A 25951-nucleotide genomic window follows, 5' to 3' on the forward strand; every position below is an offset into this window, starting at 1 on the left:
CCTTCTCGCCGCTCGTGGCCCTGCACTTCACGACCGCGTCGTGGCCGGACGAGGACGGCGCGCTGCTCGCGGTGGACTGCTCGGGCGCCCACCGGCTACTGCCGGAGCCGCTGCGCGCGTCGCTCGACGCCGAGGGCGCCCTGCTCTTCACCACGGAGATGCTCGCGGAGGTCGCCGCCGACCTGCCCTGCTTCGACCGGCTGGGCGGTGGCGGCCGCCCGTTCCTGGCGTTCTTCGAGCCGCCGTCGCTGGACGAGCGGGTGATCAACCAGTCGTCGGTGCTGTCGGTGTTCTCGGACCCGACGTTCCAGCTCGAGGAGTGGCTGGAGGAGCATCAGGAGCTCGGCCACCGATGGGTGATCCCGGCCGGGGTCAAGGCCGAGATCAGGCAGAAGCTGGACCAGGCGAACGTCACGGAGCGCGTCCTGCTCCCCGGGCTCGACGGGCTGGCCGACTGGCTGCGCCGCTACTACTCGCCGGACTCCATCGACGACGGGCAGGGCGGCGGCTCGATGACCGGCCGGTAGCCGTCGTAGTCGTCCCACGCGGAGTTCCCGGTCAGCTCCCGCCAGGTGGGCCAGGTACGGCGGGTCGCCTGGCGGACGAGCTCGCCGGGCACGCTGAACGGCGGCGCCTTCCGCGGCTTGACGAGCGCCTGGCCGACGATCGCGTCATGGAGCACGGCGGCGGCGTGCAGGCGGGGCAGCACCGCGTGGATCTCGTCGGCGTACCCGGGCGGGAGGGCGGGTTCGGCGGCCCCCAGGTCGAAGCCGGCGCCGGCCGTCACGAGCGCGATCTCGGGCCGCTTGCGCAGGGCGATCTCGGGGGACAGGTGCAGGGCGATCGCGTCCCAGACGACCTCCACCTTCTCGGGCGGCACGCCCTCGGCGGTGAGGAAGTCGGCGGCCAGGTCGGCGCCGTCGAGGTCGAAGCGCTGGTCGCCGTCGCCCGGCTCGCTGAGCCCGGTGTCGTGCAACACGCAGGCCAGGAACAGCAGCTCGTCGTCGTAGTCACGGCCGGGCCGCAGGTCCTGCCGCTCGCCGATCAGGCGCCCGTAGAGATAGGTGCGCATGCTGTGGTTGAAGATCGCGGGCTCTTCCAGGTCGCGGGCGAAGCGCGTCGCGTTCCGGGTCAGGTCGTTCCAGGGGAACGGGAGGCTGCCGTACAACGCCGTCACGCCCCTTCCGCCGCGCCGGGGCGGACGATCATCAGCACGACGACCACCGTCCACACCACGTTGTAGCCGCCCGCGAGCATGGACAGGGTGCGCAGCGGCGCGCGGTCGCCGGGCGTGGCGAGGGCGTCGCGCTGGCGCGGGTGGATCTGCACCGCCAGCAGCAGGCCCGCCGCCGCGGTGAGGACCATGGCGAGGACGACCCAGATCTCACCGGTACGGCCCTGCGCGAAGGCCAGCACGATCCCGGCGGCGGGCACGACGAGCCCGGCCAGGCTGTAGCCACGCGTGATGCGGTGCAACGCCACGGCCACGGCCCGGCTACGCCCTTCCTGGGCGGCCGCGTCCCCGTCCGCGCCCGCGGCGATCGGCACGTATCGCGGGAACAGGCTCGTGGCGACGGCCGAGCCGCCCACGAACACGATGCCGGCGACCACGTGGATCGACAGCAGCAAGTGCTCCATGTGTTCCTCCTCCAACCTTCAGGTGGCCTGAAGCGTAGCACGCACCTTCAGGCATGCTGAAGGCATGGCGCGATCTGTGGGGTAGCGGTCGTTGACGCCATCGCCCGGCGGCCAGCAGGGTGAAGGGGTGAACCAGCGCCGCGTCGTCTTCGTCGTCTTCGAGGGCTTCCAGTCCCTCGACCTGACCGGCCCGTACGAGGTGTTCCAGCAGGCCGGCAGGCTGGCGGGCGGCTACGCCTGCGAGATCGTGGCCCCGTCCCCGGGCCTCGTCCACACGGGCAGCGGCCTGCCCGTGCACGCCGGTCACGGCATCGCCACGCTGTCCCCGGAGGGCGTGGACACGCTGGTCGTCGCCGGCGGCACCGGCGTCTACGAGGCCAGGAACGACCCCAGGCTGACCGCCTGGGTCGCCGCCGCCGGCGCCGGGGCCCGCCGGGTCACCTCCGTCTGCAGCGGGGCCTTCCTGCTGGCCGCGGCCGGGCTGCTCGACGGCCGCCGGGTCACCACGCACTGGGCGCGCGTCGACCAGCTCGCCCGGGAGCACCCCGGCGTGACGGTCGACGGCGATCCGATCTTCGTCAGGGACGGGCGCGTGTGGACGTCGGCCGGGGTGACCGCCGGCATGGACCTCGCCCTCGCGCTGGTCGAGGACGACCTCGGCGGCGACGTCGCGCTCGAGGTGGCCCGCCGGCTGGTCATGTACCTGCGCAGGCCGGGCAGCCAGTCGCAGTTCAGCGTGGCGCTGTGGTCGGCGCAGCCGTCCACCGACCCCGTCCGCGCCGCCGTGTCGGCCATCCACGCCGACCCCGGCGCCCGGCACGACATCCAGGAGCTCGCCGCGCACGCCGGGCTCAGCCCGCGCCACCTGCAACGGCGCTTCACCGCCGAGCTCGGCGTCCCACCCGGCTCGTACGTCGAGCGGGTACGCGTCGAGGCGGCCCGCCGCGCCCTGGCGGAGAGCGACGACCCGGTCGAGGTCATCGCCCGCCGCTGCGGCTTCGGCACCGCCGAGACCCTGCGCCGCACGTTCCACCGCCGCGTGGGCGTCGCGCCCTCCGACTACCGCGACCGATTCCACTCCATCGCCAAGGGAGGCGACCTGTGACCACGTACGGACTGCTCATCTTCGACCAGGCCGAGGAGCTCGATTTCGTGGGCCCCTGGGAGGTCTTCACCGTGTCCGCGGCCCGGCGCGACGGCCAGGACGCCGCCGTGCTCATCGCCGAGGGCCCCGGCCCCGTGCGCTGCGCCAAGGGCATGCGCGTGCTGCCCGACCACACCCTCGACGACCACCCGCCCCTGGACGTGCTGCTCGTCCCGGGCGGCCGGGGCGCCCGGGTGGTCGAGCCGCACAACCCCGTCGTCACCGGCTGGATCGCCAAGACGGCCGCCCAGGCCACCTGGGTGTGCTCCGTCTGCACCGGCACGTTCCTGCTGCACGCCGCCGGCCCGGCGCGCGGGCGGCGGGTGGCCACGCACCGGGACCACGAGGACGAGCTCGAAGCGCTGGGGGACGTCACCGTCGTGCGGGACGCCCGTTACGTCGCGGACGGCGGCCTGCTGACCAGCCAGGGCGTCTCGGCCGGGATCGACAGCGCGTTGTGGCTCGTCGGCCGCCTGCACGGCCGCGACCACGCCCGGGCCGTGCGGCGGGCGCTGCAGTACGACCCCGCACCGCCGTACCTCGCGGACGAGCCCGTCCCGGACGCCTGACCGCCGGCGCCGGCGCCGGGGCTCAGGGGGCGAACGCGGACCGCACGGCGTCGCCCACCTGCCGCTGGATCGGGTCGGCGCCCGGCCCGAACATCCGCTCGTCCACCCCGGCCACCGCCGCCCGGGCCTCCTGGAGCAGGCGCTCGCCGTCGGGCGTGAGCTCGATCGTGGAGGCGGACCCGGCGCGGGCGGTGTGATCGCGCACCAGCCCGGCCCCGGCGAGCGCCTTCACCGCCGCGTGCACGCTCTGCACCGTGATGCCGGACATCCGCGCGAGCTCGCTGAACGAGATCCCGGGCACGGCCGCGACGTGACCGAGCAGCCCGAGCCGGCTCACGGTGAGGTCGAGCGGCGCGAGGGCGGCGTTGAGCTCGGTCTCGATCCGGCGCGCGAGCGTCAGCACCACGATGGAGGTGCTGGTCACCGGGGCGGCGGGGCGGTCGTTCTCGGCACTCACCCGCCAAGTCTCCCGTACTTCCCCGCCAGGGTGCCGAGCCATGGCGGATGATGACGGCGTGAACGATGACGGCGTGCCGGAGAAGGTGGCCTGGGTCCTCGTACGCGACCACCAGGTGCTGATGACGCGCAGCCACGGCCGCGACGTGTTCTACTTCCCGGGCGGGATGCGCGAGCCCGGCGAGTCCGACCGCCAGACCCTCGTCAGGGAGATCGACGAGGAGCTGCTGACGGCCATCGACGGGGACACCATGGTGCATTTCGGCACCTTCGAGATCCCGGCCGGCCACCCGGAGCGCGGGCCGTTCCGGATGATCTGCTACACCGCCGACCACCAGGGGCCGCTCACCCCGTCCATGGAGATCGCGGAGAAGGCCTGGTTCGGGTACGCCGACCGGCACCGGGTGTCGTACGTCGACTCCCTGGTCCTGGAGGCCCTGCACGGAAGCGGCCTGCTGCACTGACCGCGCAGGGGGTTCACCCCGTACGGGGTGATCGCTACGCTGGCGCTAGCCCCAGCGCAGGGAGACGACACGTGAGTGCTGCTGAGCCGGACGTGCCCGGTGTTGACCCGACGGTTCCCAGCGTGGCCCGCATGTACGACTACTACCTGGGCGGGAAGGACAACTTCCCCTCCGACCGCGAGGCCGCCGAGAAGATCATCGCGATCGTCCCGGAGGTGCGTGAGACGGCCCGCGACAACCGGGCCTTCATCGGCAAGGCCGTGCGGCTCATGGCCGAGCAGGGCGTGCGCCAGTTCCTCGACATCGGCGCCGGCCTGCCCACCCAGGAGAACGTCCACCAGGTCGCGCAGCGGGTCGCCCCCGACACGCGGGTGGTCTACGTCGACAACGACCCGATCGTCCTGGCGCACGCCCGGGCCCTGCTCGCCGACACCCCCGACACCGTCGCGGTCTGGGGCGACGTCACCGACCCGGCGGCCATCCTGAGCGACCCCCAGATCACCGGGCATCTCGATCTCGGCCTGCCCACGGCGGTGCTGATGTCGGCGGTGCTGCACTTCGTGCCGGGCGACCGGCAGGCGAGCGACATCGTCGCGACCCTGCGCGCGCCGCTCGTGCCGGGCAGCCACCTGCTGATCTCCCACTTCTACACGCCCGACGCGGACGACCCCAAGGTCAAGGCGGGGCAGCAGGTGTACAGGGCGACGAAGCCGGGGGCGCTGGCCGCCCGCTCGCTGCGGCAGATCACCGACTTCTTCGACGGCATGAAGCTGCTGGAGCCCGGGCTCGTACCGGTCAAGTCCTGGCGGCCGGAGTCCGAGCTCGACCGGCTGGCGGAGGCCGACCTGACCGTCCCCGGGCTCCTGGGCGCGGTCGGCCGCCTGTCTTAGGGACTTCCCTAGGTCCTCCCCTGAGGACGGAGCGTGGCCATCGGCATAGTGTCGGCAGCTCTCATCCCCTTTTCTGAAGAAGGTGCCGAACATGGCCACTCCCCGTTCGGAAGAGAGCGAATACAGCTACGTCGACAAGACCAACGGCCATCTCACCGCGTTCGCCCCCAAGCCCGACGAGGCCATGGTGACGTTCGGGCGCCAGGGGGAGATCGACACGCTCAACCGGATCGTCTCCGCCCCCGCGCTCCTGTCGGTCAGCCAGGGCTACAACTTGGAGCGGGGCTTCGCGGCCGTGTACGTCAGCCCCACGAGCATGGGCGAGGTGACCGCGCAGGACGAGGTGACGGACTCGCTCCCGGTGATGATCGACGAGCACGGCGCGTCCCGGTACTTCCTGCCGGACGAGCTCACCGTCCAGTTCCGGGGGGACGTCGACGCGGCCCGCGCCGAGGAGATCATCCGGGAGCACGGCAGCCGCATCCTGGTCCGGCAGCGCACGCCCGGCTACTACACCGTGGCCGTGCCCGAGGGGCGGGGCCTGTTCGCGGCGATCCGCGAGCTGTCGCAGCCGGCGGAGGTGGTCTTCGCCGAGCCCAGCGAGGTGGGCTTCAACAGCGCCCTGCTGTTCGTCCCGGACGACGGCGACTTCGGCCTGCTCTGGGGCATGCGCAACACCGGCCAGGCGGTCAACGGCGCGACCGGCGTCACGGGCGCGGACATCCACGCCTCCGAGGCCTGGGAGCTCACCCGCGGCGACCCCGAGGTGATCATCGCGGTGATCGACACCGGGGCGTCCATGAACCACCCCGACCTGAAGGCCAACTTCCTGCCGCGCGGCACGGAGGACTGGGACTTCGCCGACGGGAACGACCCCGTACCGGAGGACGGGAACGGGCACGGCTCGCACGTCTGCGGCACCTGCGCCGCGGTCAACGACACGAACGGGGTCATCGGGGTGGCGCCGCTCTGCCGTCTGATGCCGCTGCGCGTGGACCTCACGACCGGCATGAACCAGAACCGGGCGGACGCCATCAGGTACGTGGCCGGCCACGCGAACGCCCACCCCGACCGCCGCTACGTCGTCAACTGCAGCTGGCGCATGAACGGCGACCACGCGGGCGTGCGTACCGCCATCCAGGACGCGGTCGCCGCGAACGTGGTCGTGGTCTTCGCCGCCGGCAACAACGGCACCAACACCGACGTCACCCCGCAGTACCCCGGCGTCTACCCCGAGGTGATCGCCGTCGCCGCGCTCGACCAGTCCGACCGCAAGGCGTCGTTCTCGAACTTCGGCACGAACGTCGACGTGTCCGCGCCCGGCGTCAACACCTGGTCCACCTTCCGGGACGGCGGCTACGCCTTCAGCGACGGCACGTCGATGGCCTCGCCGCACGTGGCCGGGGTCGCCGCGCTGGTCTGGTCGCGCAACCGCAACCTCACCAACCACCAGGTACGGCTGATCGTCGAGAGCACGTGCGACAACATCGACGCGACGAACGCCGGTCTCGCCGGCATGCTGGGCGGCGGCCGCGTCAACGCGATGAACGCGGTCACCTCGCCGCTGATCTTCCCGGCGGACGTGGCCTTCACCGCCGACCTGACCGGGGACAGGAAGGCCGACGTCGTCGGGTTCGGCGACGCCGGCATGTACGTCTCCAGGAACCAGGGGAACGGCAACTTCACCGCGCCCCAGCTCGCCGTCGGCAACTTCGGCTACGAGGCGGGCGGCTGGCGGGTGGAGCGGCATCCGCGCTACCTGGCGGATCTGACCGGTGACGGCCGGGCGGACGTCGTCGGGTTCGGCGACGCGGGCGTCTACGTCGCGCTCAACAGCGGCAACGCCACCTTCCAGGCGTTGCAGCTCGCGGTCCCCAACTTCGGCCACGCGGCCGGGGGCTGGCGGGTGGAGCGCCACCCGCGCTTCGCGGTGGACCTCACCGGCGACCGCCGCGCCGACATCGTCGGGTTCGGCAACGCGGGCGTCTACGTCGCGCTCAACAGCGGCAACGGCACGTTCCAGGGGCCGCAGCTCGCGCTCGGGAACTTCGGGTACGACGCGGGCGGCTGGCGGGTGGAGCGCCACCCGCGCTTCCTGGCGGACGTGACCGGCGACCACCGGGCCGACATCGTCGGGTTCGGCAACGCCGGTGTCTGGGTGTCCCGCAACATGGGCGCGGGCCATTTCGACACGCCGCAGCTCGCGCTCGGGAACTTCGGGTACGACGCGGGCGGCTGGCGGGTGGAGCGCCATCCGCGCTTCCTGGCGGATCTGACGGGTGACGGCCGGGCGGACATCGTGGGGTTCGGCGACGCGGGGGTGTGGGTCTCGCTCAACAACGGCAACGGGACGTTCCAGGCGCCGCAGCTCGCGCTCGGCAGCTTCGGTCACGTGGCGGGCGGCTGGCGGGTGGAGCGGCATCCGCGCTTCCTGGCGGATCTGACGGGTGACGGCCGGGCGGACATCGTGGGGTTCGGCGACGCGGGGGTGTGGGTTTCCCTCAACAACGGCAACGGGACGTTCCAGGCGCCGCAGCTCGCGCTCGGGAACTTCGGGTACGTGGCGGGCGGCTGGCGGGTGGAGCGCCATCCGCGCTTCGTCGCCGACCTCACCGGCGACCGCCAGGCCGACATCCTCGGCTTCGGCCACGCGGGCGCGTGGGTCTCGTTCAACAACGGCAAGGGCGCGTTCGGGAGCCTGGACCTGAAGATCGGCAACTTCGGGTACGGCGCGGGCGGCTGGCGCGTGTACAAGCACCCGCGCCTGGTCGTCGGACCCCGCTGACCGGCGGCGGCGCGCCGGCCGGGTCCGCGCGGGGCTCCCGGAGCCCCGCTACGACGCGGCCGGCGTGTCGCAGGGAGAGAACCGCCGGTCCAGCCCGGTCAGGCGCAGCAGCCGCGTCACCCGGGGACCCGCGCCGCTCAGCTGGAGCCGCCCACCCGCGGCCTCCACGGTGTTGGCGGCCCAGATCAGCGTGTTCAGCCCCGAGGAGTCGCAGAAGCCGACCCCCTGGAGGTCGACGACGACGAGCGGCGGCCTGTGGCATTTCATCGCCTGGGCCAGCCCGTTGCGGAACTCCTCCATCGTGGCCAGGTCCAGATCCCCTTCGGGACTCAGGACAGCCGCACCGTCACGCTGAGTGACGATCCAGGTGAAGCCGGTACACTGCGCGTTTGCCATTCCACCCCTCCGCTCCAACGGTTCGCCGTCCTTATATTTGCATAGTGCAATAAAAGGCGTAACCCGCTCCCAGGACAGGATTGGCATACTGGCGACCCGCCGATCACGCCCCTCCCGCCCTCGTGGTGGGAATCAACGCTCCCCGGCGGGGTAGCCGAGGGCGGATGCGCATCGAGGAAGGGCGGCCGATCACGGTCGTGGCGTCCGTGGCGTCCGTGGCGTCCGTGGCGTCCGTGGCGGCGGGACGGGGACCGCGGGCCCGCCTCGCCGGTGAGCGAGGGAGTGATCGGTGATCAGGTCCGAGGACGTCAGGTACTACGCGTTATCGATCTTGACGCCGATGCTGCTGCTGGCGGCGGCCACGTACGGCGCGGGCATGGTGGTCATGGGCCGGCCCACCGGCGAGGCGGCCGTCAACCGGGCCCTGGCCGCCGGCCGCACCTCGCTGGGGAACACCCTCACCGACCTCGGCAGCAGCCTGTCGGACACCCCGTACATCGTGGCGCTCACCGTGGCGGCGGTGATCGCCCTCAGGCTCCGGCACGCCGCCTGGCGCGAGCCGATCTTCCTGATCGCGGCAGTATGGAGCCAGTCGCTGATCTTCCTGGCCACCACCGAGCTCGTCGGCCGCCACCGCCCGCCCGTCCGGCACCTCGACGAGGCCCCGCCCACCTCCAGCTTCCCGTCCGGCCACGTCAGCGCCGCCGTCGCGTTCTACTGCGGGCTCGCGCTCATCGTGGCCACGCGCGCCCGCGGCCGGCCGGCCCGGGTGGCGATCTGGGTGCTCGCGGTCGCCGCGGTGCTCGTGGTGAGCTTCTCCCGGCTCTACCGGGGCCTGCACTTCGTCACCGACGTCGTCTGGGGGCTGCTGCTCGGCGCCGGCTGTCTCGTCATGGCCGCCCGCGCGATCCTCCACCGGCCGCGGGTCGCGGCCGAGCCGGGGGTCAGAGCAGGTCCTCGATGAGGATCGGCAGGCGGCGCAGGCGGCGGCCGGTGGCGTGGAAGACGGCGTTGGCGATGGCGGGCGCGACCCCGACCACGGCCACCTCGCCGAGGTTCTTGACCCCCATCGGGTTGAGCACGAAGTCCGGCTCGTCGATGAAGCCGACCTCGATCCGGCCGATGTCGGCGTTGACCGGGATCACGTAGTCCGCCAGGTCGTTGTTGACGAAGCCGCCGTAGCGCGGATCGACCTCGCTGCGCTCGCGCAGTGCCGCGCCGATGCCCCACACCACCCCGCCGCGCACCTGCGCGTCGGCGGTCACCGGGCTGGCCACCCGGCCGCAGTCGGCCACGCTGACCACCCGGGGCACGCGTACGCGCCGCGTGGCGGGCTCCACCCGCACCTCGGCGAAGTGGGCGATGAAGCTGAAGGAGACGTGGGCGGGGTACTCGGGGCCGGCCGGCGCGACCAGGCCCGCCCGCATCCGGTCGATCATCTCCGGCGGCTGGCCGGGCGCCTGGGTGACGGCCTCGACCACGACTTCCTCCCCGCCGGTCGCCCTGACGGCCGCCGCCAGGTCCACCGGCCCCTCGGGCCCGGCGCCCACCTTCCGCCGCAGGTCGCGCAGCGCGGCGTGCACCGCCAGCAGGGTGCTGTTCGTCCCCCACGCGCCCGCGGTCAGGTGATGCGGCACGGACCGGGTGTCGCCGACGTCGACGCGCACGGCGTCGGGGGCCAGGCCGAGATCGCCCGCGACGGCGGCGACGAGGGTGGTCGTGATGCCCTGGCCGAACTCGTGCCCGCCCACCTGGACCAGGACGTGGCCGGCCGCGTCGGCGCGCAGCCGGGCCAGGGTCGGCACCGTGAGCGACGGGTACGCGCCCGCCGCCACCCCCCACCCGACCAGCGTCCCGTCGTCCTCGCGCATGGAGCAGGGGTCCGGCGCGCGCTCCGCCCAGCCGAACAGCTCCGCGCCCCGGCGCAGGCACGCGGTCAGATGCCGGGAGGAGAACGGCTTGCCCGTCACCGGGTCCGCGCGGGCGTCGTTGGACAGGCGCAGCTCGACCGGATCGCGGCCGGTGGCGTGGGCGATCTCGTCGACGGCCGACTCCAGCGCGAACACGGCCGGATGCTCGAACGGCGCGCGCATGTAACCCGGGGTCTGCGCGTCGGTCCGGACGTGCCGCTGCCGGCCCCGGAAGTTGCGGATGTCGTACAGGCGCGAGGTGATCTCGGTGTAGGTCGCGGGGAGCAGGTCGTACCGGGAGGCCTGCTGGTCCACCTCGTGGATCGCGGCGAGCAGCCGGCCCGAGCGGTCGGCGCCGAGGCGTACGCGGTGGCGGCTGGCGGGGCGGAAGCTGGCCGCGTGGAAGGTGTGGGCCCGGGGCAGCACGAGCTTGACCGGGCGGCCGAGCCGGCGGGCGGCGACCGCCAGCGGCGCGATGTGCGGCTGCAGCGAGTTCTTCTGCCCGAACGCGCCCCCCACGTACGGCGCCATGACCCGGACGTCGTCGGGGTCGATGCCGAGCTGCCTGGCCAGGCCGCCGCGCAGCGCCCCCACGCTCTGCGTGCCCTCGTGCACGACCACGGTGTCCCCGCGCCAGTCGACCACGCCGCCGATCAGCTCCATCGGCACCTGGTGCTGCGGGCCGGCCTCGTAGACCTCGTCCACCCGGACGGGGCTGCGGTCGTACTCGCCGTCGGCGTCGCCCACCACGACGTCGGCGAGGAACGGCAGCGGGAGCGCCTCCTGCTGGAGCACGGTCTCGGTGCCTTCGGCGGCCAGCTCCACCGCGAACGGCTCCGTGTCGTACTCCGCCCGCACCAGCCCGGCCGCCTCCGTGGCGGCGACCAGCGTGTCGGCCACGACCAGCGCGATCGGCTGTCCCCGGTAGGCGATGCGGTCGTCCAGCAGCGGCTGCAGGCTCTGGAAGGCGTAGCCGTCGTGCATGATGTAGCCCGCCGGGGTGATGCCCAGGTCGTCGAGGTGCGACAGGATCAGCAGCACGCCGGGGACGGCCGCGGCCCGCGCCGTGTCGAGGCGCGTGATGCGGCCCTTGCCGACGGTGGCGACGACGGGCATGGCGTACGCGAGGCCGGGCGGGGTGCGGTCGGTGCCGTAGCGCGCCGCCCCGGTGACCTTCTCCCTGGCGCCGACGCGCCGGATGCCGTCTCCGATCATGGTACGGCCCTCTCCCCGGCGATCCGCAGCGCCTCGGCCACGGTGCGGGCCCCCAGCTCGACCCGGAAGGCGTTGTGCGTGCCCGGACGGGCGCCCGCGAACGCGGCCTCGCCGGCCCGGCGCGCGCTCCGCCGGTCCAGCACCGCGCCGGCCAGCTCGCGCTCCGCGTCGTGGCAGCGCCAGGGGCGGGTGGCGACGCCGCCCACCGCGATGCGGCACTCCTCGACGGCGCCGCCGCCGTCCAGCGTCACCGCCACGGCCGCCGAGGCCAGCGCGAACGCGTACGACTCCCGGTCCCGGACCTTGTGGTAGGTCGAGCCGCGCCCGGCGGCCGTCACCGGCACGCGGATGCGCGTGACGATCTCGTCCCAGTCCAGCGTGTGCTCCCTGGCCGGCGTGTCCCCCGGCTCCACGTGCAGGTCGGCCAGCGCGAGCGTGCGCTTGCCGCGCGGCCCCGCCACGTCCAGGACCGCGTCGAACGCGATCAGCGCGACCGCCCAGTCCCCGGGATAGGTGGCGATGCAGGCGTCGCTGCCACCGAGCAGGGCGTGCCCCCGGTCCAGGCCGCCGATCGCCGCGCAGCCGCTGCCCGGTTGCCGCTTGTTGCACGGGAAGGCCGGGCCGCCCCGGAAGTACGCGCACCGGGTGCGCTGGAGCAGGTTCCCGCCGATCGTCGCCATGTTGCGCAGCTGCTGCGAGGCGGCCTTGGACAGGGACTCCGCCAGCGCCGGATAGTCGCGCCGCAGCACCGGGTCCGCCGCCACGTCGGCCATCAGCGCCCCGGCGCCGAACGACAGCTCCTGCCCGGCGGTGTCGATGCCGGCCAGCTCGCGTAGGGCGCGGACGTCCACGACGGCGGGCGGGGTCTCGATGTCCAGCTTCATCAGGTCGTACAGCGTGGTCCCGCCGGCCAGCACCTTCGCGCCCGGCCCCGCCTCCGTGAGGGCGCGCACGGCCTCGTCGAGGGTGGCCGGGGCGGCGTAGGAGAACGAGCGCACGGCCTCAGCCCTCCCGCCGGCCGGCGGCCGCGCGCACCGCCGCCAGGATGCCGGTGTACGCACCGCACCGGCACAGGTTGCCGCTCATGTACTCGCGGATCTCGTCGTCGTCGCCGGCGTGCCCTTCGGCGATGCAGGCCAGCCCGGACATCACCTGGCCAGGCGTGCAGTAGCCGCACTGCAGGGCGTCGTGGTCCACGAACGCCTGCTGCAGCGGGTGCAGCTCGCCGCCGGGGCCGGTCACGCCCTCGATCGTGGTCACCGATCCGCCGTTCACCTGTACGGCCGGCAGCAGGCAGGGCACGACGCGGCGCCCGTCCACGTGCACCGTGCAGGCGCCGCACTGCCCGTGATCGCAGCCCTTCTTCGACCCGGTCAGTCCAAGCCGCTCCCGAAGGACGTCGAGCAGCGACTCTCTCGGGTCGAGGTCCAGGCGGACGGCCCGGCCGTTCACCGTGAACCCGGTCGTCACCTCCGAGGTCATAGGCGCCACGCTAATCCGCCACGTCACACCGATCCCCATATGGCATGACAAATGCGAGTCAAGATTCCCGGCGGTTCGCGGAGCTCAGCGCTGGGCGGGCAGCGCCGATCCGGTGAGGCGGCCGGTGCGGCGGTAGACGGCGCACATCACGTCGCGGTCGCCGTCGGCCCAGGTCTCGGCGGTCGGCATGATCGGGTAGTGGTCGAGGCCGTCGACGCGGGTGGCGCCCCACAGCTCGGTGTAGAGCTCGCCGCAGCTCTTCCAGGCGAACGAGGTCAGCGCCGCCCGGTCGTACGGGCCGTCGGGGGCGTGGGTGAAGCCGTACGACTGGTTGTCCGCGCCGCCGGCGCAGGGCGTGTAGAGCACGATCCGCTCGCCCGCCCCCGGCGAGTACGTCGGATCGCTGAAGCACTCGCCGCCCTCGATCAGCAGGAGCCCGGTCGTCTCCGCCGTCATGAAGGTCTCCGTCTTGACGACCGGCTGCGCGGGCGGCACCACGAACAGCGTCCCGAGCGCCGCCACGGCGGGCAGCAGGCCCCACCGGCGGGTCACCGCCATCCGTCCACCTCCCGGCCCGCGCGCATGATCGATCCGATCGCCGATCGTAGGACGCGCCTGGGAAACAACGGACAAACAACCGATTACCGCCATATTTCCGATCATGAATTCATCTGCCGGACAAGCGCGGGACAGATGATCGTCAGAGATGCCTGGGTGAATGCGCTGGCGTCCATCCCGCAACTCGCGGATGGGCGAGTCCGCTTCTCGATGGAGTGAACCAGAAGTGAATCAGCCCACGAAGTCGCGGCCGTTCGGGTCCCGGCAGGCGAAGCTCGCGGCCGTCGGCACCGGCGTGCTGCTGGTCAGCGCGTTAGCCTTCGGCCCGGCGGCGATCGGCGCGGCGGCACCGCCCGTCTATCCCGCGGCCGAGGTGCACAAGCCCACCCCGATCCCGGACCGCATCATCCTCATCCCCACCACCACGCCGGCCACCACCCAGCGCGTGACGTGGCGCGCCGAGGCCACCGCCGACACCGCCATGGCCCAGATCCTCCAGGCGCCGCGCGCGCTCGGCCAGGTCCAGCCGGCCGCGGGCGCGGTGACCGACGTCAGGGCCAGCGCCAGCACCCCGGTCAACACCACGCTCGGGTACGCCTCCACGTACCACACCGTCGAGTTCACCGGCCTGCAGCCGAACACCCGCTACACCTACCGCGTCGGTGACGGCACCAACTGGAGCGCCTGGACCGACTTCACCACCGCCGCCGCCGGCTTCGAGCCGTTCTCGTTCATCTACTACGGTGACGCGCAGAACTACATCGACTCCGCCGTGCCGCGCGTGTTCCGCCAGGCGTTCGCCGACCGGCCGCAGGCCAAGGCGATCGTCAACGCCGGCGACCTCATCGACTCCGCCAACAGCGAGGAGCAGTGGGGCCAGTGGTTCAAGGCCGGCGGCTTCATCGACGGCCAGGTCAACAACATTTCGATCCCGGGCAACCACGAGTACAGCGGCGGCCTGTCGACGTTCTGGCGGCCGCAGTTCCCGTACCCGGACAACGGGCCGGGCAACGCCGAGCTCAAGCAGACCGTCTACACCCTTGACTACCAGGGCGTACGGTTCATCGGCCTGGACACCAACTACCAGAGCAACGCCACGCTGATGGCGGCCCAGACCGCCTGGCTGGAGAGCCTGCTCAAGGACAACCCGAACAAGTGGACCGTGGTGACCTTCCACCACCCCGTCTACTCCACCACGGGCACCCGCAACAACCCGAACGTCCGCGCGCAGTGGGCGCCGCTGCTGGAGAAGTACGGCGTGGACCTGGTGCTTCAGGGCCACGACCACTCGTACGGGCGCGGCAACCAGGTCGTGGCGCGCAAGTCGGCCACCGTGCACAACGGCGTCCCGTACGTGGTGTCGGTCTCCGGCGGCAAGATGTACGCGCTCAACGGCGGCGAGAACTGGACCGGCAACGGCGCCGAGGTGCGCAGCACCAGCCAGAACACGCAGCTGTACCAGCTCATCGACGTCGCCAAGGACACCATCACCTTCGAGGCCCGCTACGCCAACGGCGAGCACCACGACGGGTTCGTGATCCGCAAGAACGACAAGGGCGAGCGCACCGTCAACGACATCCGCACCCCCGAGAACACCGTCGGCGAGCAGGTCATCGTCGACAAGACCTCGGTGCGGCGCCTGGAGACGCTCAAGGTCTCGGCCTTCGGCTACGACCCGGGCGAGAAGGTGGCCATCTGGTGGCGCGAGCAGGACGACGAGGCGCGCCGCGGCGGTGCCTGGAACGGCCGCAACGGCACGCTGATCGGCTACGAGAAGGCCGATGAGCTGGGCCGGATCGAGCAGACCGTCCGGGTGCCCGTCACCGCGAAGCGGGACGCCACGTACGTGGTCTACCTGGACAGCCAGCACCAGAAGATCACCAGCCCCGCCATCACCGTGACCAAGTGATCCACCCCGGGTGGGGCCGTGCCGTCCGTACGGCGGGGTCACGCCGCGCACCTGCGGTTGCCGTGCTCGCCGGTACGGCTCCATCCGGGTTCCGTACAGGAGCTTCCCCTTGACCCTTCCCCTGATCACCCGCCTGCGCGCGCCCCTCACCGCCCTCGCCACGGCGCTCGCCCTCGTCCCCGCGATGGTCCCCGCGATGGTCCCCGTGATGGTCCCCGCGATGGTGGCGCCCGCGCACGCTGCGGCGGTGGCGCACCCGTTCGGGCCGCCGTCCACGGCCAGGATCGCCGCCGACGGCTCCCGGGTGACGCTCACCTGGTTGCCGGCCGAGGACGACTGGGTGGCGCTCGGCCGCTCGGTCGGCGCGTTCGAGGACCCGGCGGCGGGCGCCGACACCACCCTGACCGGCGAGCAGAAGCTGGCCCGCTCCGCCGCCGTACGCGACTACCTGCTCGCCCGCGTCGGGGTGACCCAGGACGGCCGGCCCTGCGCGGGGGAGCTGGCCCCGCTGGAGCGGTTGCTCGCCCAGGGTGCCAGGTTCGGCTTCGAGTGCCCGGAGCCGGTGGTGGCGGTCGACGTCCGGATCGGGGCGCTGACCGATCTGCACGAGGCGTACCGCACCATGCTCACCGCCGAGACGCCCGCCGAGCCGGCGCAGGCGCTGCTCACGGCGGCGGCCGACACGCGGCGGCTGCGGTTCGACCCGGCGGCGGCAGGTGGCGTGCCCCTCGCGGTGCCGGTCATCGCGCTGGTGGCCGCGCTCGGGGCGCTGGCGGCGTTCCTGCTGCGCCGGCGGCGGCGCGGGCCGGACCCGCTCCCCGGATCCGCTCGGGGGCACGCGGACGTGCGCGGATGAACGGCACCACCGGTCCCGAGAACTACCTGATCGCGCTGTTCGACGGCGCGGGCGCGTTCTGGACGGCGCTGGTCGTCGCGCTGGGGGTGGGGGCCTTGCACGCGGTCGCGCCGGGGCACGGCAAGAGCGTGACGGCGGCGTACCTGATCGGCACGCACGGCCGGTACCGCGACGCCCTGCGGCTCGGGGTGGTCGTGGCGCTGATGCACACCGTGTCCGTGCTGGCGCTGGCGCTGGCCTGGGTGGGGCTGAGCAGCGCCGCCGCCGTCGGCACCAAGGCCGTCACCGCGTGGCTGCAGGTGGTCGCGGGCTTGGTCGTCATCGGTGTCGGGGCGCACCTGACGTACCGCCACCTCCGTCACCGGAAGGCCCACCAGCACGGGCACGGGCATGGGCACGGGCATGGGCACGGGCATGGGCACGGACATGGCCATGGGCACGGGCATGAGCTCCCGGAGGATCCGTGGTCGCGGCGCGGGCTGACCGCTCTCGCGCTCTCCGGCGGGCTGGTGCCCTCGCCGTCGGCGTTCATCGTGCTGGTCAGCGGGCTGCTCACCGGGCGGTCGCTGGACGCGGTCGTGCTGGTGCTGGCGTTCGGCGTCGGGATGGCCGTCACGCTGACCGCCGTCGGGATCGTGACGGTGAGCGGGGCGGCGGTGCTGAGCCGCCGGACCCGCCGCCTGGGCCCGCTGCGGACGGTGGCGTCCTGGATGCCCGCGCTGGCGGGCGTCGCCGTGGCCGTCGGCGGCTGCCTCTACCTGGCCACCGCCGTCACGGCCCTGACCCCGTGACGGCCGCTCGCTTCGCCGGTCTACTCCTCCGGGTGCCCGACGCTGATCACGACGTTCCCGGTCTTCTGGCCCGTCTCGACGTACCGGTAGGCCTCGACGATCTCGTCCAGCGAATATCGCCGGTCGATCACCGGCCGGAACTTCCCGGATTCGATGAGTTCCTTGAATTCACGCGCCATCGCCGCGTCATTCTTGGGCAGCGGGAATTTGACCCTCCTGCCGCCGAACAGTGGCGTGATGAGCGCCAGCAACAGGTTCTGCCACATGGGCCCCACATCGGCGGCGATGAAGACGCCGCGAGGTTTCAGCAACCGCCGGCACCGCCCGAACGTGCTCTTCCCGACCGCGTCGATGACGACGTCGTAATCCTGCTCGTCCTTGGTGAAATCCGTGGCTGTGTGGTCGACCACCTTGTCGGCGCCCAGCTTCCTGACCAGGTCGAGCTGCGCGGTCCCGCAGACGGCGGTCACGCGGGCGCCGAGATCGTTCAGCAGCTGCACCGCCGCCGACCCGATGGCCCCGGTGGCGCCGTGGACGAGGACGTCCTGCCCGGCCCGGATCCCCGCCGACCTGATGAGCGAGCGGGCGTAGTGCGCCCCCTCGGTGCTGGGCGCGATCTCCTCGAACGTCAGGTCCTCCGGGATGAGCGCCAGCGTGCCGCTCTGGGGAATCGACATGTACTGCGCGTGGGCCCCGAATCCGGGGTCGTTGTATCCGAACACCCGGTCGCCGACCCGGAAAAGCGTGACGTCGCGGCCCACCGCCTCGACCTCGCCCGCGAACTCGGTTCCGAGAACGGGCACCTTCGGCCTGATGAAGCCGGTGAAGAATCGCCAGAGGAATGGCTTGGCCGCCCGCATGGCGCAGTCCGTGCGGTTCAGCGTGGTCGCCCGGACCTTGACGAGCAGTTCGTCGTCCTTGACGACCGGCTGCTGGATTTCTAAGACGTTGACCACTTCCGGCGGGCCATATCTGGCGCGCACTGCGGCTTTCATGCCCGGATTCTAGCCACCGGATTCAGCCGTCCGCGGCCGCGCTGGTGTAGGCGAGCTCGGCCTCCATCCGCGCCGCCGTCTCCCGGAGGGCGGGCAGGACGTCGCGTACGAGGGTGTCGTCGGTGGCGCGGCCGGCGTGCGTGGCGACGTTCACCGCCGCCACGACGCGCCCGGTCCGGTCCCGGACGGGGACCGCGATGGACCGCACGCCCTCCTCCAGCTCCTGGTCGACCAGGGCGTACCCGTCCGCGGCGGCCTGCCGCAGCAGCGCCCGCAGCTCGGCGGGGGAGGTGACGGTCCGCGCGGACAGCCGCCGGGGCACGATCGTGGCCAGCCGCTCCTCCGGCAGCTCGGCCAGGAGCACCCGGCCCATGGAGGTCGCGTACGCGGGGAGCCGGGTGCCCACGGTGATGTCGATGCTCATCAGGCTCACGGTCTGGACCCGCGCCACGTACACCACGTCGTCCCCGGACAGCACCGCCACCGACGCCGACTCGCGGACCCGGTCCACCAGGTCGGCCAGGTGCGGCTGGACGATCTCGCGGAACGTCAGCCCCGACAGGTGGGCGTACCCCAGCTCCAGCACCCGGGGCAGCAGCACGAACCGGGACCCGTCGGCGGTCGCGTAGCCGAGGTGCTCCAGGGTCTGGACCGCGCGCCGCACGGTCGCCCGGGGCAGCCCCGTCACCTTGGCGCAGTCCGCGAGGGGCAGGCCGCCCCGCGCCGACCCGAGCGCGACCATGACGGCCAGCCCGCGCGCCAGCGACTGCAGGAAACCCATCCCCAGCTCCTGCTTGACGCTCCGGGAGCGATCCACCCCGGAAGCGGTCCGCGGCCGGGTGTCCTCGCCGGTCAGGGCCGCCTCCATCTCCGCGACCGCCTTGCGCAGCGCCGGCAGGCAGTGGTCGCGCAGCCCGGCCGCGGTGTGCCGGCTGGTGTGGCTGACGACGCTGACCGCGCAGACGGCCCGCCCGGTCCCGTCGCGTACGGGCACCGCCACCGCGATCAGCCCCGGCTCGACCAGCTGGTCGTCCTCCGCCCACGGCGCGGCCGGGTCGAGCAGGGCCAGGCCCGCCGCGCACCGGTCGGCGGGCAGCAGGTCGCCGACCCGGAAGGTGACCGACATCGTGCGCCGCCGGGTGAACCGTACGACGAAGCGCACCCCGTCCCCGTCCCGCACCGCCAGCGACACCGACTCGTCCAGCTCCTCGGCCAGCCGCCCGGCCAGGGGCGCGAGCGTGTCGCGCAGCCCGCTGCCCGCCAGGTACGCCTCGCCCAGCTCCATCAGGCGCGGCGCGAGCCGCACGTCGCGCCCGTCCGCCCGCAGGTAGCCGAGGTGGACGAGCGTGGCGAGCACCCGGTCCACCGTGGACCTGGCCAGCCCGGTCGCCCGGACCAGGTCCGTCGCCCGGGCGGGCCGGGCGGGGTCGGCCGCCAGGGCGCGCAGCACGGCCAGCCCGCGCTCCAGGGTTCCGGCCGCTTCCATCGGCTCCTCCAACGGACGAGGGGACCTTTGACAGGTCAGCCACCCATACACATACTGAAACAACATAATAGTGAACAAAAGTTCGCACAGCGAACACGTCTCGAACGGAGCGTCGTGCGGAGAGACAAGGTGGTCGCCACGCCCGCGGAGGCGCTGGCCGGCGTGCGTGACGGCGCGTCGTTCGCCGTCGGCGGCTTCGGCCTCAGCGGCATCCCCAACGTGCTGATCCAGGCCCTCTACGACACCGGCGTGAGCGGCATCGGCGTCGTGTCCAACAACTGCGGAGTGGACGGCGGCGGCCTGGGCATCCTGCTCGCGGCCGGCCGCATCGCCCGCGTGACCGCCTCCTACATCGGCGACAACAAGGAGTTCGCCCGGCAGTACCTCGCCGGCGAGCTGGAGGTCGAGCTCACCCCGCAGGGCAGCCTGGCCGAGCGGCTGCGCGCGGGCGGCAGCGGCATCCCCGCCTTCTACACCCCGGCCGGGGTGGGCACGCCCGTGGCCGACGGCGGCCTGCCGCTGCGCCACAACCCCGACGGCTCGATCGCGCTGGCCTCGCCGCCGAAGGAGGTCCGGGAGTTCGACGGCCGCCCGTACGTGCTCGAACACGGCATCCGTACGGACTTCGCGCTGGTACGCGCCGCCAGGGGCGACCGCTACGGCAACCTGGTCTTCCGCAGGTCCTCCAGGAACTTCAACCCGCTGGCCGCCATGGCCGGGCGCATCACGGTCGCCGAGGTCGAGGAGCTGACCGAGCTCGATCCCGACGAGGTGCACCTGCCCGGCGTGTTCGTGCAGCGCGTCCTCGTGCTCACCCCCGAGCAGGCCGCCGACAAATCCATCGAGAAGCGCACGGTCACCGTGCCTCCGGAGCAAGGGACGGCCGCCGAATGAGCTGGACCCGTGACGAGATGGTCGCGCGGGCGGCAGCCGAGCTGCGCGACGGCGACTACGTCAACCTGGGCATCGGCCTGCCCACCCGCATCCCCGGCTTCCTGCCGCCGGGCGTGGACGTGGTCCTGCACTCGGAGAACGGCGTCCTCGGCGTCGGCCCCTACCCCCGGCCCGACGACGTCGACCCCGACCTGATCAACGCCGGCAAGGAGACCGTCACCGTGCTCCCGGGGGCGTCGTTCTTCGACTCCTCGCTGTCGTTCGGCATGATCCGCGGCGGCCACATCGACGTGGCCGTGCTGGGCGCGATGCAGGTCTCGGCCCGCGGCGACCTGGCCAACTGGATGGTTCCCGGCAAGCTGGTCAAGGGCATGGGCGGGGCCATGGACCTGGTGCACGGCGCGCGCAGGGTGATCGTGATCATGGATCACAACGCCAGGGACGGCTCGCCGAAGGTGGTCAAGGAGTGCTCGCTGCCGCTGACGGGGCAGGGGTGCGTGCATCGGATCGTCACCGACCTCGGGGTCCTCGACGTCACCGAGCAGGGGCTCACGCTCGTGGAACGCGCGCCGGGGGTGAGCGTGGAAGAGCTGCGCGACCGTACAGACGCGGAGGTCCTGGCGTGAGGGACGGCACGAGGGACGGCATGGGGGACGGCATGGAGAACGAGCTGGGGGACGCGGCATGAAGGACGTCTACATCGTCGACGCCGTACGCACCCCGTTCGGCCGCTACGGCGGCGCGCTGTCCGGGATCCGCCCGGACGACCTGGCCGCGCACGTCGTCTCGGCGCTGGCCGAGCGCAACGGGCTCGACCGTGCCGACGAGGTCGTCCTCGGCAACGCCAACGGCGCCGGCGAGGAGAACCGCAACGTCGCCCGCATGGCCGCGATCCTGGCCGGGCTGCCGGTGACCACGCCCGGCGTGACCGTGAACCGGCTGTGCGGCTCCGGCATGGAGGCCGTCATCCAGGCCTACCGGACGATCGCGCTCGGCGACGCCTCCACGGTCATCGCGGGCGGCGTCGAGTCGATGACCCGCGCGCCGTGGGTGCTGCCCAAGCCGGAGAAGGCGTTCCCGGCGGGCGGCCAGGAGCTGGTCTCCACGACGCTCGGCTGGCGGCTGGTCAACCCGGCCATGCCCGCGGAGCACACCGTCGCGCTCGGCGAGGGCGCCGAGCTGATCGCCGACAAGCACCGGATCGGCCGGGCCGAGCAGGACGCGTTCGCGCTGGCCAGCCACCAGAAGGCGGCCAAGGCGTCGTTCGAGCGGGAGATCGTGCCCATCGCCGGGGTCACCCGCGACGAGGGCATCCGCCACGACACCTCCCTGGAGGCGCTGGCCAAGCTCAAGCCCGTCTTCCGCAAGGACGGCGGCACCGTCACCGCGGGCAACTCCTCCCCGCTCAACGACGGCGCCGCGGCGCTGCTCCTGACCGACGAGGCGGGGCTGCGCGGCCGCGAGCCCCTCGCCAGGATCGTGGCCGGCGGCGTCAGCGCCCTGGAGCCGCGCTACTTCGGGCTCGGCCCGGTGGAGGCGGCGGGCCGGGCGCTGGCCAAGGCGGGCAAGCGGTTCGGCGACCTGGCGACCGCCGAGCTGAACGAGGCGTTCGCGGCGCAGGTGCTGGGCTGCCTGGCCGAGCTGCCCGACCTCGACCCCGCGATCGTCAACCCCGACGGCGGCGCCATCGCGATCGGTCATCCCCTCGGTGCCTCCGGCGCCCGCGTCACCGGCACCGTGGCCCACCGGCTGGCCGCCGCCGGGTCGGGCGTCGGTCTCGCCAGTCTCTGCATCGGCGTGGGCCAGGGGCTGGCCGTCGTACTCGAAAGGTAGCGCAATGTCCGAACCCCTCACGCAGGCCGACATCGACCGCGAGATCGCCGAGCTCAGCGCGGCCCGCGCGGGCGAGCCGGCCGACCACCCCGCCCGTGACTACGCCCCCTACCGCAGCACCCTCCTCCGCCACCCCCGGCAGCCGCTGGTCTCGATCAAGGATCCCGAGGCGTCCGAGCTGTCCGGGCCGGTGTTCGGCGTCACCGACGTGACGCAACTGGACAACGACCTCACCAAGCAGCACCTGGGCGAGCCGCTCGGCGAGCGGATCACCGTACGGGGGCGCGTCCTCGACCGCGACGGGCGGCCCGTGCGCAACCAGCTCGTCGAGGTCTGGCAGGCCAACTCCTCCGGACGCTACCTGCACCAGCGCGACGACCACCCGGCGCCGCTCGACCCCAACTTCTCCGGCGTGGGCCGCTGCCTGACCGACGACGACGGCAACTACCTCTTCACCACGATCAAGCCCGGCCCCTATCCCTGGCGCAACCACGTCAACGCCTGGCGGCCGGCGCACATCCACTTCTCGCTGTTCGGCACCGCGTTCACCCAGCGCCTGGTGACCCAGATGTACTTCCCCGGGGACCCGCTGTTCCCGTTCGACCCGATCCTGCAGTCGGTCACCGACGAACGCGCCCGGCAGCGGCTGGTCGCGACCTACGCGCACGACCTGTCCGTGCCGGAGTGGTCGCTCGGCTACCGGTGGGACATCGTGCTCGACGGCCCCGCCGCGACCTGGATGGAGGAAGGCCGGTGAACCCCACCCCCTCGCAGACGGTCGGGCCCTTCTACGGCTACGCGCTGCCGTTCCCCGGAGGAGGCGACCTCGCGCTCGGCGGGATCGTCGTGCACGGCCGCGTCTATGACGGGGCCGGCGATCCGGTGCCCGACGCGCTGCTGGAGTTCTGGCAGGCCGACGAGCAGGGCGACCTGCGCGGCGCCCCCGGCTCGCTGCGCCGCGACCCGACGAACGGGGCCGTCCTCGGGCGGCACGGCGTCGACTTCACCGGCTTCGGCCGCATCGGCACCGACCTCGACGGGCACTGGACGCTGCGTACCGTGGTGCCGGGCAACGGGTACATCAGCGTGTGCGTGTTCGCCCGGGGGCTGCTGCACCACCTGTACACGCGGATCTACCTCGGGCAGGACGACTTCCTGGACTCGCTGCCGCCGGAGCGGCGCCGGACGCTGGTGGCGGTGGCGGAACGGGAAGGGGTCTACCGGTTCGACATCCACCTGCAGGGCGATAAGGAGACGGTCTTCCTTGACTTCGGCTGACCCGGCCCTCTCGCACCACCCACCGCCGGCGGGCGCGGGGGCCGATCTCGGGCTGCTGTCCCCCATGCGGGGAGCGGCCGAGGCCACCGGAGACGCCGCCGTGCTCCAGGCCATGCTGGACGCCGAGGCCGCGCTGGCCCGCGCGCAGGCGGCCCTCGGCCTGATCCCGGCCGAGGCGGCCGGGGCGGTGTCGGCGGCCGCCCGCGCCGAGGCGTTCGACCTGCCGGGCCTGGTGGAGCGGGCGCGCTCGGGCGGGAACCCGGTCATCCCGCTTGTGGAGGACCTCCGCGAGGCCGCCGCGCCGTACGGGGAGCACGTCCACCGGGGCGCCACCAGCCAGGACATCGTCGACACCGCACTCATGCTCGTCGCCCACCGCACGCTGGGCCCTGTCCTGGCCGACGTCGCCCGGCTGGTCGACGGGCTCACCAGGCTGGCCGCCGAGCACAGGGACACCCCGATGGCCGCCAGGACGCTCACGCAGCAGGCCGTGCCCACCACGTTCGGGCTCAAGGCGGCGGGCTGGCGCAAGCTCGCCACCGACGCCCGCGACCGGCTCACCACCGCCCGCCGGTCCCTCCCGGCCCAGCTCGGCGGCGCCGCCGGCACCCTGGCCGCCTTCCGGCCCGCCGCCGGCGCATCGGGTCCGCGGGCCGAGGTGGCGCTGCGGCTGCCGGGGCGGTTCGCGGCCGAGCTGGGGCTGGCCGATCCCGGCCTGCCGTGGCACGTGCTGCGCACGCCGGTCGCCGACCTGGCCGGGGCGCTGGCGTTCACCGCCGGGGCGCTGGGCAAGCTCGCGGCCGACGTGCTGGTCCTGTCGCGTACGGAGATCGGCGAGGTGTCGGAGGGCGTCGGCGGCGGCTCGTCGTCCATGCCGCACAAGCACAACCCGGTCCGGGCCACGATGATCGCCGCCGCCGCCCGCCAGGTGCCCCAGCTCGCCGCGACCCTGTACGCGTCCCTCGCCGCCGAGGACGAGCGCCCCTCCGGCGCCTGGCACGCCGAATGGCAGCCGCTGCGTGAGGCGCTGCGCCTGGTGGCGGGCGCGGCCCGGGACGCCGCCGAGCTGGTCGCCGACCTACGGGTGCACCCCGACCGCATGCGCGCCAACCTGGCCATCCCAGGAGACCCCTCCCCGGCCCCCGCCCTCGTGGACCGCGCCCTGGCCACCCGGACCGCCCAGGCGCCCGACGGGAAAGCCACCCGGGCGGACCGGACACCCGACGGGGAAGCCACCCAGGCGGACCGGACACCCGCCGGTGAGATCACCCACGACCGAGACAAGGCACCACGCTGATGCTGCACTACCGGCTCGACGGCCCCGAGCAGGGGCAGCCGCTCGTCCTGGCCCCCTCATTGGGCACCACGACCCGCCTGTGGGAGCCGCAGCTCCCGGCCCTGGCGCGCACCTTCAGGGTGCTCAGGTTCGACCTGCCGGGGCACGGCGGCTCGAAGGCGCTCCAGGCGGGCACCATGGAGGAGCTGGCCAAGCTGGTCCTGGACGTGGCCGCCGCCGAGGGCATGGAGAGCTTCCACTACGCGGGCGTCTCCATCGGCGGCGCGATCGGCGCCACGCTGGGGGCCCGCCACCCGGGACGGCTCCGGTCCCTGGCCATGATCTGCTCCAGCGCCCGCTTCGGCGAGCCCGGGACCTGGCGGGAGCGGGCCGAGCTGGTACGGGCCGAAGGCACCGCGCCGCTGCTGGAGGCCACCGCGCGCCGCTGGTTCGCCGGACCTCCCGACCGGGCCCTGCTGGACGACCTGCGCGACGCCGACCCCGCCGGCTACGCCGCCTGCTGCGACGCTCTGTCGGGCTACGACCTGCGCGGCGAGCTGGCGGACATCACCGTGCCGACCCTGGTCGTGGCCGGTCGCGAGGACCCGGCGACGCCCCCGCCGCACGCCAGGGAGCTGGCCGACGGCATCCCGGGCGCCATGCTGGTGGAGATCCCGGGCGCCGCCCACCTGGCGACCGCCGACCAGCCGGCCCGCGTCACGCAGGCGCTGCTCGCGCACCTGCCCGCCGTCCCCGGCATGCAGGTACGCCGGGAGGTGCTCGGCGACGCTCACGTGGACCGCGCCGTGGCCCGTACCACCGGCTTCACCAGGGACTTCCAGGACCTCATCACCCGCTACGCGTGGGGCGAGATCTGGACCCGCCCCGGCCTGGACCGCCGCACCCGCAGCTGCGTCACGCTCACCGCGCTCGTCGCCCGGGGGCACCTCGACGAGCTGGCCATGCACGTACGCGCCGCCCTGCGCAACGGGCTCACCCCCGACGAGATCGGCGAGGTGCTGCTGCAGAGCGCCGTCTACTGCGGGGTCCCGGCGGCCAACGCCGCCTTCGCCGTCGCCCAGCGCGTGCTGGCCGAACCGGAGGTTCCCGGGGAGTAGCACAGCAC

28 protein-coding genes are annotated in these 25951 nt (G+C 73.2%); 18 read left to right on the plus strand and 10 right to left on the minus strand.

Annotated features, from left to right (window positions below; genetic code table 11):
• The coding region (locus ACTWPW_RS20010) for a hypothetical protein (RefSeq protein WP_443169546.1) at nt 1-527 on the plus strand (527 nt) is incomplete at its 5' end.
• Here the strand turns inward: ACTWPW_RS20010 and ACTWPW_RS20015 are convergent.
• Both ACTWPW_RS20015 and ACTWPW_RS20020 read right to left on the minus strand, forming a co-directional pair.
• The gene (locus ACTWPW_RS20015; RefSeq protein WP_375114470.1) at nt 470-1177 is read right to left on the minus strand and encodes an HD domain-containing protein; all 708 of its coding nucleotides are present in this window, start codon (nt 1175-1177) and stop codon (nt 470-472) included. The two genes, ACTWPW_RS20010 and ACTWPW_RS20015, sit on opposite strands and share 58 nt — an antisense overlap.
• Nucleotides 1174-1638: a hypothetical protein gene (locus tag ACTWPW_RS20020; protein WP_443169547.1), complete on the minus strand. Its 465-nt coding sequence runs from the start codon at nt 1636-1638 to the stop codon at nt 1174-1176. The genes ACTWPW_RS20015 and ACTWPW_RS20020 overlap by 4 nt, the downstream gene beginning before the upstream one ends.
• 127 nt (nt 1639-1765) lie before the next feature.
• On the opposite strand from ACTWPW_RS20020, the gene ACTWPW_RS20025 reads away from it, so the two are divergent.
• A complete protein-coding gene (locus ACTWPW_RS20025; RefSeq protein WP_443169548.1) occupies nt 1766-2743 on the plus strand; it encodes a GlxA family transcriptional regulator in 978 nt (325 codons plus the stop codon).
• Nucleotides 2740-3351: a DJ-1/PfpI family protein gene (locus ACTWPW_RS20030; protein WP_443169549.1), complete on the plus strand. Its 612-nt coding sequence runs from the start codon at nt 2740-2742 to the stop codon at nt 3349-3351. Before ACTWPW_RS20025 ends, ACTWPW_RS20030 begins: the two co-directional genes overlap by 4 nt.
• Before the next feature lie 22 nt (nt 3352-3373).
• Here the strand turns inward: ACTWPW_RS20030 and ACTWPW_RS20035 are convergent, their stop codons facing one another.
• Nucleotides 3374-3808 (minus strand): MarR family winged helix-turn-helix transcriptional regulator, encoded by a 435-nt coding sequence (locus tag ACTWPW_RS20035; RefSeq protein ID WP_375114466.1) that lies wholly within the window; start codon nt 3806-3808, stop codon nt 3374-3376.
• Nucleotides 3809-3848: 40 nt separating this feature from the next.
• On the opposite strand from ACTWPW_RS20035, the gene ACTWPW_RS20040 reads away from it, so the two are divergent.
• The 3 genes from ACTWPW_RS20040 to ACTWPW_RS20050 all read left to right on the plus strand — a co-directional run bounded on the left by ACTWPW_RS20040 (nt 3849) and on the right by ACTWPW_RS20050 (nt 7946).
• Entirely contained in the window at nt 3849-4271 is a 423-nt protein-coding gene (locus tag ACTWPW_RS20040) for an NUDIX hydrolase (protein WP_375114465.1), read from the plus strand.
• A 71-nt stretch (nt 4272-4342) separates the two neighbouring features.
• Nucleotides 4343-5161 carry an SAM-dependent methyltransferase gene (locus tag ACTWPW_RS20045; RefSeq protein WP_443169550.1) on the plus strand — a complete coding sequence of 273 codons (819 nt, stop codon included), beginning with the start codon at nt 4343-4345 and terminating at the stop codon, nt 5159-5161.
• Nucleotides 5162-5252: 91 nt separating this feature from the next.
• The gene (locus ACTWPW_RS20050) at nt 5253-7946 is read left to right on the plus strand and encodes a S8 family serine peptidase (RefSeq protein ID WP_443169551.1); all 2694 of its coding nucleotides are present in this window, start codon (nt 5253-5255) and stop codon (nt 7944-7946) included.
• A gap of 48 nt (nt 7947-7994) precedes the next feature.
• On the opposite strand, the gene ACTWPW_RS20055 is transcribed toward ACTWPW_RS20050, so the two are convergent.
• Nucleotides 7995-8342: an STAS domain-containing protein gene (locus ACTWPW_RS20055; protein WP_375114462.1), complete on the minus strand. Its 348-nt coding sequence runs from the start codon at nt 8340-8342 to the stop codon at nt 7995-7997.
• Between the two features lie 289 nt (nt 8343-8631).
• Between ACTWPW_RS20055 and ACTWPW_RS20060 the strand changes: the two genes are divergently transcribed.
• On the plus strand, nt 8632-9306 hold the full coding sequence (locus ACTWPW_RS20060) for a phosphatase PAP2 family protein (RefSeq protein ID WP_443169552.1): 675 nt from the start codon (nt 8632-8634) through the stop codon (nt 9304-9306).
• Here ACTWPW_RS20060 and ACTWPW_RS20065 read toward each other — a convergent pair.
• From ACTWPW_RS20065 to ACTWPW_RS20080, 4 genes are all read right to left on the minus strand, one after another.
• Nucleotides 9287-11467 carry a xanthine dehydrogenase family protein molybdopterin-binding subunit gene (locus ACTWPW_RS20065; RefSeq protein ID WP_443169553.1) on the minus strand — a complete coding sequence of 727 codons (2181 nt, stop codon included), beginning with the start codon at nt 11465-11467 and terminating at the stop codon, nt 9287-9289. The genes ACTWPW_RS20060 and ACTWPW_RS20065 overlap by 20 nt on opposite strands.
• Nucleotides 11464-12465 (minus strand): FAD binding domain-containing protein, encoded by a 1002-nt coding sequence (locus tag ACTWPW_RS20070; protein WP_443169554.1) that lies wholly within the window; start codon nt 12463-12465, stop codon nt 11464-11466. Before ACTWPW_RS20070 ends, ACTWPW_RS20065 begins: the two co-directional genes overlap by 4 nt.
• A 4-nt stretch (nt 12466-12469) precedes the next feature.
• Entirely contained in the window at nt 12470-12949 is a 480-nt protein-coding gene (locus tag ACTWPW_RS20075; protein WP_443169555.1) for a (2Fe-2S)-binding protein, read from the minus strand.
• Nucleotides 12950-13033: 84 nt separating this feature from the next.
• Complete coding sequence (locus ACTWPW_RS20080) at nt 13034-13507, minus strand: hypothetical protein (RefSeq protein WP_375114457.1); 474 nt, start codon at nt 13505-13507, stop codon at nt 13034-13036.
• A gap of 24 nt (nt 13508-13531) precedes the next feature.
• Between ACTWPW_RS20080 and ACTWPW_RS20085 the strand changes: the two genes are divergently transcribed.
• The 4 genes from ACTWPW_RS20085 (at nt 13532) to ACTWPW_RS20100 (ending at nt 17063) form a co-directional block, all read left to right on the plus strand.
• Nucleotides 13532-13726 carry a hypothetical protein gene (locus ACTWPW_RS20085; protein WP_443169556.1) on the plus strand — a complete coding sequence of 65 codons (195 nt, stop codon included), beginning with the start codon at nt 13532-13534 and terminating at the stop codon, nt 13724-13726.
• 7 nt (nt 13727-13733) lie between these two features.
• Complete coding sequence (locus ACTWPW_RS20090) at nt 13734-15416, plus strand: fibronectin type III domain-containing protein (RefSeq protein ID WP_443169557.1); 1683 nt, start codon at nt 13734-13736, stop codon at nt 15414-15416.
• A 109-nt stretch (nt 15417-15525) separates the two neighbouring features.
• Nucleotides 15526-16272, plus strand: a complete 747-nt coding sequence (locus ACTWPW_RS20095; RefSeq protein WP_443169558.1) for a hypothetical protein — start codon at nt 15526-15528, stop codon at nt 16270-16272.
• On the plus strand, nt 16269-17063 hold the full coding sequence (locus ACTWPW_RS20100; RefSeq protein WP_375114453.1) for a nickel/cobalt transporter: 795 nt from the start codon (nt 16269-16271) through the stop codon (nt 17061-17063). The genes ACTWPW_RS20095 and ACTWPW_RS20100 overlap by 4 nt, the downstream gene beginning before the upstream one ends.
• 20 nt (nt 17064-17083) lie before the next feature.
• On the opposite strand, the gene ACTWPW_RS20105 is transcribed toward ACTWPW_RS20100, so the two are convergent.
• Both ACTWPW_RS20105 and ACTWPW_RS20110 read right to left on the minus strand, forming a co-directional pair.
• Entirely contained in the window at nt 17084-18058 is a 975-nt protein-coding gene (locus ACTWPW_RS20105; protein WP_443169559.1) for an NAD(P)-dependent alcohol dehydrogenase, read from the minus strand.
• 22 nt (nt 18059-18080) lie between these two features.
• The gene (locus ACTWPW_RS20110) at nt 18081-19544 is read right to left on the minus strand and encodes an IclR family transcriptional regulator domain-containing protein (protein WP_443169560.1); all 1464 of its coding nucleotides are present in this window, start codon (nt 19542-19544) and stop codon (nt 18081-18083) included.
• 114 nt (nt 19545-19658) lie between these two features.
• On the opposite strand from ACTWPW_RS20110, the gene ACTWPW_RS20115 reads away from it, so the two are divergent.
• Genes ACTWPW_RS20115 through pcaDC form a run of 7 tightly spaced genes read left to right on the plus strand, consistent with a single transcriptional unit; the run spans nt 19659 to nt 25943 of the window.
• Complete coding sequence (locus tag ACTWPW_RS20115) at nt 19659-20438, plus strand: CoA transferase subunit A (protein ID WP_443169561.1); 780 nt, start codon at nt 19659-19661, stop codon at nt 20436-20438.
• Nucleotides 20435-21064 carry a CoA transferase subunit B gene (locus ACTWPW_RS20120; protein WP_375114449.1) on the plus strand — a complete coding sequence of 210 codons (630 nt, stop codon included), beginning with the start codon at nt 20435-20437 and terminating at the stop codon, nt 21062-21064. The genes ACTWPW_RS20115 and ACTWPW_RS20120 overlap by 4 nt, the downstream gene beginning before the upstream one ends.
• Nucleotides 21065-21122: 58 nt before the next feature.
• Nucleotides 21123-22271, plus strand: a complete 1149-nt coding sequence (locus tag ACTWPW_RS20125; protein ID WP_443169562.1) for a thiolase family protein — start codon at nt 21123-21125, stop codon at nt 22269-22271.
• A 4-nt stretch (nt 22272-22275) separates the two neighbouring features.
• The gene (pcaH, locus tag ACTWPW_RS20130) at nt 22276-23028 is read left to right on the plus strand and encodes a protocatechuate 3,4-dioxygenase subunit beta (protein WP_375114447.1); all 753 of its coding nucleotides are present in this window, start codon (nt 22276-22278) and stop codon (nt 23026-23028) included.
• Nucleotides 23025-23549: a protocatechuate 3,4-dioxygenase subunit alpha gene (gene pcaG, locus ACTWPW_RS20135; RefSeq protein WP_375114446.1), complete on the plus strand. Its 525-nt coding sequence runs from the start codon at nt 23025-23027 to the stop codon at nt 23547-23549. The genes pcaH and pcaG overlap by 4 nt, the downstream gene beginning before the upstream one ends.
• Nucleotides 23536-24846 carry a 3-carboxy-cis,cis-muconate cycloisomerase gene (gene pcaB, locus ACTWPW_RS20140; RefSeq protein ID WP_443169563.1) on the plus strand — a complete coding sequence of 437 codons (1311 nt, stop codon included), beginning with the start codon at nt 23536-23538 and terminating at the stop codon, nt 24844-24846. The genes pcaG and pcaB overlap by 14 nt, the downstream gene beginning before the upstream one ends.
• On the plus strand, nt 24846-25943 hold the full coding sequence (gene pcaDC / locus ACTWPW_RS20145) for a bifunctional 3-oxoadipate enol-lactonase/4-carboxymuconolactone decarboxylase PcaDC (protein WP_443169564.1): 1098 nt from the start codon (nt 24846-24848) through the stop codon (nt 25941-25943). The genes pcaB and pcaDC overlap by 1 nt, the downstream gene beginning before the upstream one ends.
• The last annotated feature ends 8 nt before the right edge of the window (nt 25944-25951 follow it).

Origin of the sequence: Nonomuraea sp. KM90, assembly GCF_052246675.1 — a bacterium.
GTDB lineage: Bacteria > Actinomycetota > Actinomycetes > Streptosporangiales > Streptosporangiaceae > Nonomuraea.

Excerpts from the sequence above, each read along its gene's own strand:
- ACTWPW_RS20020 (WP_443169547.1), bottom strand. The coding sequence starts at position 1,638 with ATGGAGCACTTGCTGCTGTCGATCCACGTGGTCGCCGGCATCGTGTTC.
- ACTWPW_RS20040 (WP_375114465.1), top strand. The coding sequence starts at position 3,849 with ATGGCGGATGATGACGGCGTGAACGATGACGGCGTGCCGGAGAAGGTG.
- ACTWPW_RS20050 (WP_443169551.1), top strand. The coding sequence starts at position 5,253 with ATGGCCACTCCCCGTTCGGAAGAGAGCGAATACAGCTACGTCGACAAG.
- ACTWPW_RS20055 (WP_375114462.1), bottom strand. The coding sequence starts at position 8,342 with ATGGCAAACGCGCAGTGTACCGGCTTCACCTGGATCGTCACTCAGCGT.
- ACTWPW_RS20065 (WP_443169553.1), bottom strand. The coding sequence starts at position 11,467 with ATGATCGGAGACGGCATCCGGCGCGTCGGCGCCAGGGAGAAGGTCACC.
- ACTWPW_RS20075 (WP_443169555.1), bottom strand. The coding sequence starts at position 12,949 with ATGACCTCGGAGGTGACGACCGGGTTCACGGTGAACGGCCGGGCCGTC.
- ACTWPW_RS20080 (WP_375114457.1), bottom strand. The coding sequence starts at position 13,507 with ATGGCGGTGACCCGCCGGTGGGGCCTGCTGCCCGCCGTGGCGGCGCTC.
- ACTWPW_RS20085 (WP_443169556.1), top strand. The coding sequence starts at position 13,532 with ATGATCGATCCGATCGCCGATCGTAGGACGCGCCTGGGAAACAACGGA.
- ACTWPW_RS20100 (WP_375114453.1), top strand. The coding sequence starts at position 16,269 with ATGAACGGCACCACCGGTCCCGAGAACTACCTGATCGCGCTGTTCGAC.
- ACTWPW_RS20105 (WP_443169559.1), bottom strand. The coding sequence starts at position 18,058 with ATGAAAGCCGCAGTGCGCGCCAGATATGGCCCGCCGGAAGTGGTCAAC.
- ACTWPW_RS20110 (WP_443169560.1), bottom strand. The coding sequence starts at position 19,544 with ATGGAAGCGGCCGGAACCCTGGAGCGCGGGCTGGCCGTGCTGCGCGCC.
- ACTWPW_RS20120 (WP_375114449.1), top strand. The coding sequence starts at position 20,435 with ATGAGCTGGACCCGTGACGAGATGGTCGCGCGGGCGGCAGCCGAGCTG.
- ACTWPW_RS20125 (WP_443169562.1), top strand. The coding sequence starts at position 21,123 with ATGAAGGACGTCTACATCGTCGACGCCGTACGCACCCCGTTCGGCCGC.
- pcaH (WP_375114447.1), top strand. The coding sequence starts at position 22,276 with ATGTCCGAACCCCTCACGCAGGCCGACATCGACCGCGAGATCGCCGAG.
- pcaDC (WP_443169564.1), top strand. The coding sequence starts at position 24,846 with ATGCTGCACTACCGGCTCGACGGCCCCGAGCAGGGGCAGCCGCTCGTC.